At 47.3% G+C, this 12668-nt stretch carries 11 protein-coding genes; 5 read left to right on the top strand and 6 right to left on the bottom strand.

From position 1 onward, the window contains the following. Positions 1–4 precede the first annotated feature (4 nt). Complete coding sequence (locus tag ABF87_RS07710; RefSeq protein ID WP_345789894.1) at positions 5–784, bottom strand: ankyrin repeat domain-containing protein; 780 nt, start codon at positions 782–784, stop codon at positions 5–7. 238 nt (positions 785–1022) lie between these two features. Here ABF87_RS07710 and ABF87_RS07705 point away from each other — a divergent pair, with 238 nt between their 5' ends. The 5 genes from ABF87_RS07705 (at position 1023) to purD (ending at position 6497) form a co-directional block, all read left to right on the top strand. Then, on the top strand, positions 1023–2195 hold the full coding sequence (locus ABF87_RS07705) for an FAD-dependent monooxygenase (RefSeq protein ID WP_160828556.1): 1173 nt from the start codon (positions 1023–1025) through the stop codon (positions 2193–2195). 168 nt (positions 2196–2363) lie between these two features. Further along, positions 2364–3398 (top strand): tRNA dihydrouridine synthase DusB, encoded by a 1035-nt coding sequence (gene dusB / locus ABF87_RS07700; protein WP_160828555.1) that lies wholly within the window; start codon positions 2364–2366, stop codon positions 3396–3398. Continuing rightward, positions 3376–3618, top strand: coding sequence for a helix-turn-helix domain-containing protein (locus tag ABF87_RS07695; protein ID WP_160828554.1), 243 nt, complete (start codon positions 3376–3378; stop codon positions 3616–3618). The genes dusB and ABF87_RS07695 overlap by 23 nt, the downstream gene beginning before the upstream one ends. Beyond that, positions 3615–5174, top strand: coding sequence for a bifunctional phosphoribosylaminoimidazolecarboxamide formyltransferase/IMP cyclohydrolase (gene purH / locus ABF87_RS07690; RefSeq protein WP_160828553.1), 1560 nt, complete (start codon positions 3615–3617; stop codon positions 5172–5174). The genes ABF87_RS07695 and purH overlap by 4 nt, the downstream gene beginning before the upstream one ends. Positions 5175–5192: 18 nt before the next feature. Beyond that, on the top strand, positions 5193–6497 hold the full coding sequence (gene purD, locus ABF87_RS07685; protein ID WP_160828587.1) for a phosphoribosylamine--glycine ligase: 1305 nt from the start codon (positions 5193–5195) through the stop codon (positions 6495–6497). 45 nt (positions 6498–6542) lie between these two features. On the opposite strand, the gene flgL is transcribed toward purD, so the two are convergent. From flgL to ABF87_RS07660, 5 genes are all read right to left on the bottom strand, one after another. Further along, positions 6543–7751 (bottom strand): flagellar hook-associated protein FlgL, encoded by a 1209-nt coding sequence (gene flgL / locus ABF87_RS07680; RefSeq protein WP_160828552.1) that lies wholly within the window; start codon positions 7749–7751, stop codon positions 6543–6545. 20 nt (positions 7752–7771) lie between these two features. Then, positions 7772–9688 (bottom strand): flagellar hook-associated protein FlgK, encoded by a 1917-nt coding sequence (gene flgK / locus ABF87_RS07675; protein ID WP_160828551.1) that lies wholly within the window; start codon positions 9686–9688, stop codon positions 7772–7774. 80 nt (positions 9689–9768) lie between these two features. Then, entirely contained in the window at positions 9769–10770 is a 1002-nt protein-coding gene (gene flgJ / locus ABF87_RS07670; protein ID WP_160828550.1) for a flagellar assembly peptidoglycan hydrolase FlgJ, read from the bottom strand. Positions 10771–10790: 20 nt separating this feature from the next. Continuing rightward, positions 10791–11909: a flagellar basal body P-ring protein FlgI gene (locus ABF87_RS07665; protein WP_160828549.1), complete on the bottom strand. Its 1119-nt coding sequence runs from the start codon at positions 11907–11909 to the stop codon at positions 10791–10793. Positions 11910–11948: 39 nt separating this feature from the next. Beyond that, positions 11949–12662, bottom strand: coding sequence for a flagellar basal body L-ring protein FlgH (locus tag ABF87_RS07660; protein WP_160828548.1), 714 nt, complete (start codon positions 12660–12662; stop codon positions 11949–11951). Positions 12663–12668 lie beyond the last annotated feature (6 nt).

Below are 12668 nucleotides of genomic sequence, written 5' to 3'. Positions count from 1 at the left end.
GCGATTACTTAGCCCCTGCTTTTTTCAGTGTATCGATGATTTCTCGATGTCTGTACAGATTTGCCAGCATCATTGCTGTCACTCCATTACTCGCTTTGAGATTGGGATCTGCCTTAGCTGCAATTAATGAGTGTACCGCAGCCAGGTGACCATGCTGAGCAGCCAGCATCAATGCGGTGGCTCCATTTTCCAATTGATAATTCACATCCGCATTGGCTTTGACAAGGATTTGAATGATGTGCTGGTAACCCTCCTGAGCTGCCAATGTTAGCGCTGTCATACCGTTATTTCTTTTGGCATTCACATCGGCATGCGCAGCTAACAATAACGGCAGGACTTTCCTCCGATCCTTTTCAGCAGCCAAGATTAACGCCGTATCGTGTTCCTCAGACACCGCATTGACATCAGCCTGAGTTGCTAGCAGCATCTCCACCACTTGATCCCGACCATCCCGCGCAGCTTGCATTAAGGGCGTGAATCCATTTTCGGCTTTAAAATTAACATTCGCTCCCGCTTGAAGAAACCGCTCGACGATGGCGGGATTGCCCTTTTTTATCGCTGCCCAGAATGCAGCATTTAAAGTTTCTCGATCAACAGCTTTAGTGTCGAGAATTTGTTTCACCAGAACGACATTCCCCTTTTCCGCCGCCTTGGCCAGCTCACTATCAACTTGCATCGACCACGCGTTGGCGGCTACAAGCATCCAAAACGGCAGTCCAAATCGTATTAATTGCTTACTCAATACTCTCATCATACGTCCCAACAATACACTCGCTTTTTCCACATCATTAAATATCTGCTGATCAAAAATAAAGGTGCATCATTATGCCACCTTCTCTACAGCCTATCATGACAGATTTATAGTCTGGCTCGTTCCCTGCCCGCAACCGGTATGCTATGCTTGAGCAAAATCCAATCAGACAAGCAGCCGATACCGCCACATCATCGTTATGATGATTGAGCAATGAGAAAATCAACCATCTTTCGATGCGAACAATTTAATGCAAGAAAATCAGAACAGCATGACCTCTGATCAGTATGACATCATCATCATTGGCGGCGGGCCAGTAGGAATGGCGCTTTCGCTCGCGCTTCAAGGCTCAGGTGTTTCCAGCTTGTTACTCGAAGCTCGAGAAATACCGGAAAAAGTCGATGATCCTCGCCCATTAGCGTTATCGCATGGAAGTCATTTGATTTTGCATCGTCTGGGTGCATGGAACCAGCTTGCGCAGCATACCCCCATCACCACGATTCATATTTCAAACCGCGGCAACTTCGGCAAAACGACCATCACCACCCAGGATGCCGGTGTTCCGGCGTTAGGCTTTGTGGTGAACTATCATGATCTTTTTCATGCGATGCACAAAAATTTGACGGTCAGAGATACTCATTATCTTGCCGGCGCGGCTGTTACCAAGCTGGAGACTTCCGAAGATTGCGGTACTGTATTCTTTAACCATCAAAATGAAGAAAAAAAGGTCAGCGCCCAATTACTGGTGCTGGCAGATGGCGGTCAGCTTGCCAAACAACTCCCGGAAATCATGTATCAAACCCATGATTATCAACAATGGGCTGTCGTTGCCAACATCCAGGCCGAAAAAAAACAAACCGGCATAGCCTATGAACGCTTTACCAGTGATGGGCCGGTCGCGTTACTTCCCAATCAGCAGGATTTTGCACTCGTTTGGACGGTGGCTCCTGAAATTGCTGAAGAAATCATTCAACTCAATGATGAGAATTTCCTGTCGCGCTTGCAGCATCATTTCGGCGACCGGCTTGGAAAATTCAGAAGTGCAGGCAAGCGCTCCGCATTTCCTCTCACGCTCAAATTTGCAAAGCCAATCACCACCCACAGAGTTGCTTTGATTGGCAACGCTGCCCAAACATTGCATCCCGTAGCCGGACAAGGATTTAATCTAGGACTCAGGGATGCATACGAACTGAGCAATGAAATCATTCACTCTTACGCCGCCGGAAGCGAGATCGGCACCTCCACCATGCTGTCCCGATATCAACAAAAAAGGCAGATGGATAGTAATGCTGGTCGATTCTTTACTGATTCTCTGGTCAAACTGTTCAGCAATAAAAATACCCTACTTCAACAAGCCTGTGGATTTGGCCTAAGCACATTAGATTGCCTCCCTCCTCTCAAACGATTTGTGTCACGTCGCATGATATTTGGAGCGAGAGGATAATTTCACGCAAGAGTTTCCCCCCCAACTGGCTTAACAAAAGTTATAATTACCCCTCTAGGGATGTGGCACGATTTCTTGATCGCTTTCTACCTCAGTCCAGATTTCTCAAAAAATCATTGAATTTAAAAGTAATCACTCATCATCACCAGATCAGTTGATAGACGTTTTATGCAAATTGGCTCTCAGGTTCTAAAAAATAGACTGATCGTTGCTCCAATGGCAGGGGTTACCGATCGTCCCTTCCGGCAATTATGCAAGCTGATGGGAGCCGGCATGGCGGTATCCGAAATGGTGTCCAGCAATTCCCTGCTCTGGGGTTCAAAAAAAACTCAACGCAGAGCAAATCACGACGGTGAAGTTTCACCCATTTCCGTTCAAATTGCCGGCGCAGATCCGGACATGCTGGCAGCCGCCGCACGCTACAATATGGAACAGGGCGCTCAAATTATCGATATCAATATGGGTTGCCCGGCAAAAAAAGTCTGCAATGTCATGGCTGGTTCCGCGTTATTGCAGAATGAAAAATTGGTGAGCAAAATTCTTGACACTGTCGTAAAAGCCGTTGACATTCCCGTGACCCTCAAGATTCGCACTGGTTGGGATAAACAGCACAAGAATGCCTTATCGATCGCCCGCATTGCAGAAAATTCCGGCATTCAAGCGTTGGCCATTCATGGCCGTACCCGTGCTTGCGCTTATCTGGGCGAAGCCGAATATGACACGATTGCGGCTGTGAAAGCAGTCAGCAAGATTCCGATCATTGCAAACGGCGATATCACCACGCCTGAAAAAGCACGACATATTCTTGCATATACCCAGGCTGACGCCATTATGATAGGCCGAGCTGCTCAAGGCCGTCCGTGGATTTTTCGCGAGATAGATCACTACCTCGCCACTGGCCAGCATTTATCAGCGCCTGAAGTCACGGAAATACACCGGGTGCTCACAAATCATCTCCATGATTTATATGAATTCTATGGTGAATATTCAGGTGTTCGCATCGCTCGCAAGCACATTTCCTGGTACACCAAAGGCTTAGTGGGTTCTGCGAGCTTTCGCCACGCGATGAACCAATTGCAGACATCTGAGCAACAAGTTATTGAAACCAATAACTTCTTCTCAAGATTAGCGGAGAAAAATCAAAGATTGAGTTACATCAATGACGGGGAGGCGTTAGTTCATGAATGCAATGAAGGAAAATGAGATTTCAACTTGTATCCGTAAAGCTATCGGTGGTTATCTCAATGATCTGGATGGAGAAAAGCCAGGAAATATGTACGGCATGGTCATCAATAGCGTCGAACGGCCATTAATCGAAATCGTCATGCAGCATACCAACGGCAATCAGACCAAAGCAGCAGAATTGCTGGGAATCAATCGAAATACATTGCGACAAAAAATGAAACAACATCAAATTAAATGACTATCCAATACGCCCTGATCAGTGTTTCTGACAAAACCGGCATTATTGATTTAGCACATCAACTGGCCCAACGGGGAATCACGCTCATTTCAACCGGTGGTACGGCCCAATTACTGCAACAACATCAAATCCCGGTCATCGAAGTCAGCGACTATACCGGTTTTCCTGAAATGCTCGATGGGCGGGTTAAAACGCTACACCCCAAAATTCATGCAGGAATACTTGCACGCGGTGATTCAGCAGATCATCAGGAAACGATGCAGCAAACCTCTATTCCAAATATTGAATTGGTCATCGTTAATCTGTATCCCTTCCGGGAGACCATCGCGAAACAGAATTGCGACCTGACTGAAGCAATCGAGAATATTGATATCGGCGGCCCCACCATGGTTCGTGCAGCCGCAAAAAATTACCAGAAAGTCACCGTCATCACCGATCCTGAAGACTATTCATTGCTCTGTAAAGAATTAGAAGAACATAACGGAACAACTCATGTAAGCACTCGTTTTAAATTGGCGCAAAAAGCGTTTACCCATACCGCCTCCTATGACAGCGCTATCAGCAATTATCTGACGTCGATCGATGACCATCAGCAACGCAAAGATTTCCCCGATTCACTTAATCTCAATTTCAGCCTTGTCCAGCACCTTCGCTATGGAGAAAATCCGCATCAGAAAGCGGCATTTTACCGTGATGAATCGGTCACTCCCGGCAGTCTGGCAAACTACCGGCAATTACAGGGCAAGGAATTATCATATAACAACATTGCCGACACCGATGCGGCGTGGGAATGCGTCAAAACCTTCGACCAACCGGCCTGCGTGATCGTCAAGCATGCCAATCCATGCGGAATAGCCACGGCAGAAACACCTTTTCGCGCCTATCAGCTGGCGTTTTCCACTGACCCGGCTTCAGCTTTTGGCGGCATCATTGCCTTCAACCGAACGGTTGATAAAGAGATTGCCGAGGCCATTCTCAAACAATTCGTTGAAGTCGTTATCGCCCCCGAAATCACATCCGAGGCACAGCATATTTTTTCTCAAAAAATCAATATTCGCGTGTTAACGGTGCCACTGCAAAACGAACATCACAGCTATGATCTGAAACGCATCGGTGGAGGCCTGCTTGTTCAGACACCGGATAACATCAATATTTCAGCAGCGGATCTCAGCGTCGTAACCAAGATTGCACCAACTCGCCAACAAATGGATGATCTGCTGTTTGCATGGCGGGCTGCGAAATTCGTCAAATCCAATGCCATCGTCTTTTGCCGTGATGGTCAAACCGTGGGTATCGGCGCCGGCCAGATGAGTCGTGTCGACAGCGCTCGCATCGCAGCCATCAAGGCGCAGCAAGCAAACTTATCACTTGCGGGTTCGGTTGTGGCATCCGATGCATTTTTCCCATTTCGCGATGGATTGGATGTGATCGTTCAAGCAGGCGCCACAGCCGTGATCCAGCCCGGCGGCAGCATCCGGGATAACGAAGTGATCGAAGCGGCAAATGAACAAAACATTGCGATGGTTTTTACCGGTATCCGTCATTTCAGGCACTAAATGATCGCTTCGAACAATATACAATTGCTGGTAATAGGCAGCGGTGGCAGAGAACATGCGCTGGCATGGAAATTGAGTCTATCGCCACATGTACATAAAGTATTTGTCGCGCCAGGTAATGCCGGAACTGCACATGAGCCTGGACTCGAGAATGTGTCCCTTACATCGATTCCTGACTTAATCGAATTTGCCAAAAAAGAGCATGTCACAATCACCATCGTCGGCCCTGAAATTCCATTGGCAGAAGGTATCGTGGACGCCTTTCATGCGGCTGGACTAAGAATTTTCGGTCCGACTCAACAAGCAGCGCAACTTGAAACGTCCAAGCTTTTTGCCAAAGACTTCATGCGCCGCCATCAGATCCCTACTGCTGATTATGCCAGTTTTACCGATCCTGTCCTTGCTCACCAATATATAGACCACAGCGCTATTCCTCTGGTCATCAAAGCAGATGGTCTTGCGGCAGGAAAAGGCGTGGTGGTTGCTCAAACCCATGAGCAAGCTCACACAGCGGTCAATGCCATCCTTGTTGAAGGACATCTCGGTACCGCCGGCAATGAGATCATCATCGAAGAATTTCTGCAGGGCACTGAAGTCAGTTTCATTGTCATGACCGATGGCCGTAGCATCTTGCCTTTAGCCACCAGCCAGGATCACAAGCGTCTGAATGATGGAGATCTGGGACCAAACACAGGCGGAATGGGCGCCTATTCGCCAGCACCATTCGTCTCCCCGGATTTACATGCAAGAATCCTACGAGACATCATTTATCCTGTGGTAGCTGGAATGAAGCAGGATGGAATGAATTACACCGGTTTCCTGTATGCCGGATTAATGATCACCCCCGATAATCAGGCAAAGGTATTGGAATTCAATTGCCGGCTTGGAGATCCAGAAACTCAACCGATCATGCTGCGATTGAAGAGCGATCTCTTTGAATTAATCGATCACGCTGTGAATGGCGCTTTGGATTCTATTGATATCGAATGGGATCGACGCACCGCTTTGGGTGTGGTGATGGCGGCTCGTGGCTATCCTGATAATCCGAGGAAGGATGACACCATCCATGGATTATTTGAATTGATATCTCAGCAAAAAGATACTCATGATTTTCATGTTTTTCATTCCGGCACCCGCATGGGCGGTTTAGAAGACAAAGAATTCGTCACTGCGGGAGGCCGGGTATTATGTGCAACAGCGTTGGGTGAGAACATCAAGATCGCTCAACAAAATGCCTATAAGCTCATCGAGAACATTCATTTTAAGGATTATCACATCCGCCGGGACATCGGGTATCAAGCAATCAATCATTTAAAAAAATAATTGTCCTTCACTGCGCTGTTACCTTATCTGATGATTTTTAAATCATCAGATAAAGTTGAATAAGGTCAAGCCGGAAATTTTCACATAGGATTGCTGTGCGGCTTGCAGATACAGTTGTTGACGTTGCAGATCAGAAATGGCTTTTGCAAAATCAACTCCCTGCAATTCAGCTAGTGATTGCTGAAACTGAATATCCTGATCGCTTCCCACGCTATCAAGCGTATCAATTTCTTGCAACCGGGCACCTATGGCAGTCTGCTTGGAAAGTACATGTTCTAAGTCGTTTTCGACATCTTGCAATGATGCTCCCAAAACATTAGTCAGCCGAGTATTTCCTGGCTGACCACTCGAGGGTGTTTCTAAGGCGGTAATGGCCTTCGACACCGTCTCAAAAATACTCTGATTATTACTGGGAGATACCGTAAACTTATCTCCATCCACGGGGTTTCCTTTGATATTCAGTTGCACACCATCAAAACTGATGGCGTGGTTATTCGTATAGGAATTACCTGCGGAAACCGAGGTTCCCGTTGTAGTATTCACAACATCAAACGTGGTTACACCATTGGTTACCGTAAAATTTATTTCATACTCATCGCCTGTAAGACTGACCGGATCGATCACCGATCCGATATCGATGATACCGGTTCCGGTATTGAGAGGATCTGCAGCCGTTTGGAAAACACCATTCCCGCTCTTAATCCGCTCAAAAACCTCCGCTCCTGCGTCACTGATAGCTAGTTGACGAGACGATGACACTTGCGTCAGACGCTGTCCTTGGTCACCTGCATATTGAATATTCAATCCCGTCTGGACAAATGGTTTAGTGCTGGCTTGATACCCAGAAAACAGAAATTGTCCTTTATCGTCGGTAGAATTAGCCAAGGTCACCAGAGAATCTAATTGACTGCGTAATTCCGTGGCACGAGCCTTCCTATCAGCGTCAGAATAAGAGGCATTGCCTGCACTCACAACGGTTTGATGCACATTCTGCAATACCGAAGTGATTTCTTTTAATACGTTTTCCTCTAGCATTAGAGAACTACCGGCGCTTTTCCGATTAACAGCATATTGCTCATTCAACGAGGCTGCCTGTGTAATATTCAACGCCTGAGCCGCAGCAATCGGATCGTCCGAGGGTGTTACAATACGTTTCCCGGTTGATAATTGTTGTTGAGTTTTAATCAATGCTTCCTGTTGCTGAAGCATCAAATTGGTTCCTACTTCATAAATTGTATTCGAGCTGAGACGCATGTTAGATTCTCCCGTTACGTCTAACCAATTCGAAGAATTGAGTCAAACAAAGTATTACTTATTTCGATAATCTTGCTTGAGGCCTGAAAGGCTTGTTGATAGCGCAACAAGTTTGCAGCTTCTTCATCCAAATTTACGCCGGATATGGACTGTATCGACTCTTTGGTTTGTGCAAGTAGGTTAGCCTGAGCTTTACTTGTCACCTCCAGTTCCCGAGTCTTGTTTCCGATTTGACTAACGACTTGCGCATACGCCGACTGAAACGATGCAGAATCATTCTCCAGGACATTTGTGGTTTGCAGTTCACCCAGCAACAGCATATTGCGGTTATCGGAAGAACCGCTGTTATTCGGGTTGATGGTGAAAACATCCCCCCCTGCTGGATTCCCGTCGATTTGAACAGTAAAACCATTGAAGCTAATATCAGCCCCGGCAGTATATACCTGATTAGTAGCAGGTAATCCGGCGCCCGTTCCAGCGACATCGAATTGTCCGTCGTAAGGTGTATGAAAGGTAATGGTCAACGGTTGTTGAAGATTAGGATCCAATGGTAAAGAATCGACAGTTCCTGCGCTAATCGTACCGGTTCCGGTATTCGACACAGCAGCGCTCGTGCGATTGGGCCCAGCCGCGGCAATTTTAGTCGTGTCTTTGATATTGACTTCGATATCTCTGGCGCCATTCGCCGTGGGTTGAATTAAAAACCGTTCGTTAGCATTGATCGTTGCAGCCGTGATCGAGACACCATCCATCGTCAATGGAGCAGCATTTGTGGGTGTAGCTGCAGTACTCACTGAACTGTTATCGGATAACCTCGTCAGCGTGTAATTTGTACCATCATATGAAAAACGGTAGTTACTCGTGGTCAATGCCTTGACATCGGTAATCTCAGCAGTGACAGTGGATGCAGGATCGTTGCTCAATGCAGAAACCACTTTCGGCGATGAAACAGAGAAAAACTCTTCCCCCATATCGCCATTCAAATCCATCCCTGCTTGGTGTTGTTCATTGAATGTTTGCGCCAGCGTTAATGCAATTCTTCCCAGTCCGTTTTGGACACTATCCAGCGTAACGCTTCGGAAAGATAAAATACCGCCCAATGTTCCACCTGTAATATGGCTTTCTGGTAACCGAATCGTACGGTCTCCGCTCTTAATCCCAACCGTCAGCATGCTTGGGTCATCGGGGTTTGGAATTGCTTGCAATGACGTGGCTTGCGATCCGACGACCAGGGCAACGCTACTTCCCGCAAACACATTCAGTCTGCCATCACTTTGCCGTACGACGTCTATATTGATCAATTGACTCAATTGGCTAATCAACTCATCGCGCTGATCCAGCATATCATTGGCCGGCTGCCCGCCAGCAGCCCCTTCCACCATCAAAATCTGCTGATTGACTTCAGCAATTTGGCTGGATAACGAATTGATTTCATCAATGCTGCTGGTAATTTGTGAATCTACGCCATCCCTGATTTGAGAGATACGCTGATCCATATCTTGAAACCGTGATACCAATGCTTCAGCACCACTCAGCAGCGCTTGACGAGATGGCGTCACCGAGGGATTACTGATGACATCCTGGACGGCGCTAAAAAATTTCTGCAATGTTGGCGAAAGACCGGAGGTCGGCTCGGCAAACATATTATCCAACTGCTTTATTTCAGTGTAATTACTCGCAAGCGACTGGCTTTGCGTTTGAACCTGCAATGACTGACTCACCAAAAATTGGCTATAAATACGCTGCACCGTCGATGTATGCACGCCTCGCCCGATAAATCCAGCCGTTGTGGATTGAGCAAAATTTGACTCGACGACCACCCGCTGCCGGTTATATCCTGGTGTGCTCGCATTACTGATGTTATGGCTGGTTGTCTGCAACTGACTTTGTGCAGTTAATAAACCCGTCACTCCAATGTCAAGAATACTATTTCCCATATTATTAAATTAAATGATTAATATTAAAAGGTTATAATTTATATCGGCAAATCTACAAAAGAATTAATGAGTTTTTAACATTAAATTACCCCCCGATTCTGCAACGATTCGCTCTTCAGTATTCGTATCAATTTTTCGGCATACTGCGGATCCGTTGCGTATCCAGCACGTTGCAAACCATGTGCGAATGAGGTCGCATCGGTTGAATTCAGGACTTTTGCATAACGGGGATTGTCTGAAAGTAATCTGGCGTAGTCGTTGAATCCTTCAGCATACGATTTATAAGCACGGAATTTTTCCACGACTTTCTGAGGCGCACCATTGATATATTCGGTAGTCACCTTTTCAACGGTATCTCCCTTCCAACTTGCACCAGCCTTGATTCCAAACAGATTGTAGCTTGGGCTGTTATCAGCTCGACGAATCTCATGCTTGCCCCAACCACTTTCAAGCGCAGCCTGGGCCAGCATGAAATGAGGAGGAATTCCTGTTGCCTCAGAGGTGATTTTTGCATGAGGTAACAGTTTATCGAAGAAATTTACTGAAGAATTGGGCTGCTTTCTCAACGATGACTCTGATTGAACTGGTTGAGCAAATGGCTCCGCCGAGGAATTGGCTCTTTCTGCCGGTACAACCTTATGACCATCACGATTAGCAGCTGACCATAGCTGTTCTGCTCGATCATTCGGATGCCCCTGCTTGTTCGCCATTGACGCTGCATGAATCGAAGACAAGATAGCATCAGTTTGGCTGATCGAAGTCTGGGGTTCGCTGCGTTGATTGGTTCGGCTCAACTGCTGTACCATTAAATCAGCAATCCCGATTCCTTTGGTCGAAATATGCTGAGCCAATTGCTGGTCATACATTTGCGTAAAAAACTGAGTTTGCTGGCTATCGAATAGCCCATCTTTAGGCGTAGCTTCACGCATACTCTTGAGTAGCATATGCGTGAATAATGCTTCAAATTGCTGAGCAACCTTCTGCAGAGCCTCATCAGGCTTATGCCTAGCCATCGCATGCAAATCATCGATACTTTTGGAATCAACCGCGAGCTTACTGGAAATATCTGCTGAAATGATCATGTTGCAATCTACCCGTATGATTAAATGATTTCTAACTCGGCACGCAAAGAACCCGCCGCTTTCAAGGCCTGCAGTATGGCAAGCAGATCTTGTGTGGTAGCACCAATGGCTGTCAGCGCTTTCACGACCGCACCCAGATCGGCGCCGTTGGGTAGGAGCATTAAATTTCCCTCATCGGTGCGAATTTCAACCTGAGACCGTTGAGTTACCACTGTTTCACCCCGCTGTGCAAAAGGGCCAGGCTGACTGATGACAGGCTCGGTATTGATGATGATCGATAAGTTACCGTGTGCTACCGCACTACTTTCAAGGGTGACCGCCTGATTCATTACCACCGAACCGGTGCGTGAATTAACGATCACTTTCGCAGGTGCCCTGGCCGGCGTGATATCCAAGCTCTCGATTCGAGAAATAAACATGATCCGCTGGCTGTTATCGGCAGGCGCTCTCACCTGCACTACACGGCCATCCACGGCGGTAGCAGCAGATGGATAAATTCCGTTAATGGCGTCGACGATGCGATGAACGGTGGAAAAATCTGTGGTATTCAGTTCCAGGTTGACATACTCGCCCTGCCCAACCGTTGTGGGAATCTCCCGCTCAACAATACCGCCTCCTGAAATACGCCCGACACCGAGATGATTGATCTGCACACTGCTGCCGCCTGCCGCTGCGCCTATTCCTCCCACCAGGACATTGCCCTGCGCCATTGCATACACTTGATTATCGACGCCTTTCAGAGGAGTCATCAATAATGTGCCTCCGCGTAAACTTTTAGCATTACCCATCGAAGAGACCGTAACATCGATCTGCTGACCAGGCTTGGAAAATGCCGGCAGCGAAGCTGTCACCATGACCGCGGCAACATTGCGTAATTGCAGATTGGTGCCGGGTGGCAAGTTAATACCCAATTGACCTAACATGCTGATGATACTTTGGACGGTAAACGGCGTCTGAGTCGTCATGTCACCGCTGCCATCCAAACCTACCACCAATCCATAGCCTATCAATTGATTGCTGCGCACGCCCTGAATGGATGCGAGATCCTTGATACGATCCGCATGACTCAAGCCTGGCAGCAAACCCCATAAGAACAGAATAAGAAAGTAATATTTAACCCGTTTGTTTTTTATCGTCATCTTCATCTCGCTTGTCAGCCTTTCTTCACATTCATGCCATTAAAACGGAGAAATCGTCAGGAAGAATCGCGACAACCATCCCATCGTCTGCGCTTCGTCCAGATAGCCATTGGCGCGGTACTCTATGCGCGCATCCGCCACGTGCGTGGAAGAAATCGTATTGCCGATGATATGGATAGGATTTACCACACCCGACAAGCGCACGAATTCCTGACCCTGATTTATGCCAAATTGCTTTTCTCCGCTCACCACCAGATTCCCATTCGGCAACGCTTCGATCACAGTCACCGTGATTGTTCCCTTGAAATTATTCTTACTGGAACTTTCGCCACCGCCATCGAACTTATTGGTCGCCTTGGCTTCAGCCGTTGCATTCTTTTGCAGCAAACTCAACGGAATGCCAAAAAAATTCGGCACCGAGAATCCGAGCTCGCCGGAACGATCGACATTGCTGCCGGAGCTTTTACTGGCATTCATCGTTTCATTCAGAGCGACGATAATGGTGTCACCCACGCTTCGTGCCCGCCGATCTTCGAACAATGGGGTATATCGAACAGCGTTAACTGCGCTGTTGACATTCTGGAAAATCGCTCCGGTAGGCTGAACGGCTACCGTACCCGCCTGGAAAGGCCGTTGAGTATTGGGTTGATGCGTCGTCGTTGAAGGTGTCATGGCGCAACCCGAGAGCAATATCACACCCAGGCCAAGAATATGGCGACACTGGCTTTTCTTTAGCTGGCTGAGTTCAAACATCACATC

The organism is Nitrosomonas sp. JL21, assembly GCF_009833095.1.
Classification (GTDB): domain Bacteria; phylum Pseudomonadota; class Gammaproteobacteria; order Burkholderiales; family Nitrosomonadaceae; genus Nitrosomonas.
The sequence above is the reverse complement of the archived record's forward strand: the minus strand, read 5'-3'. Positions and strand labels throughout refer to the sequence as shown.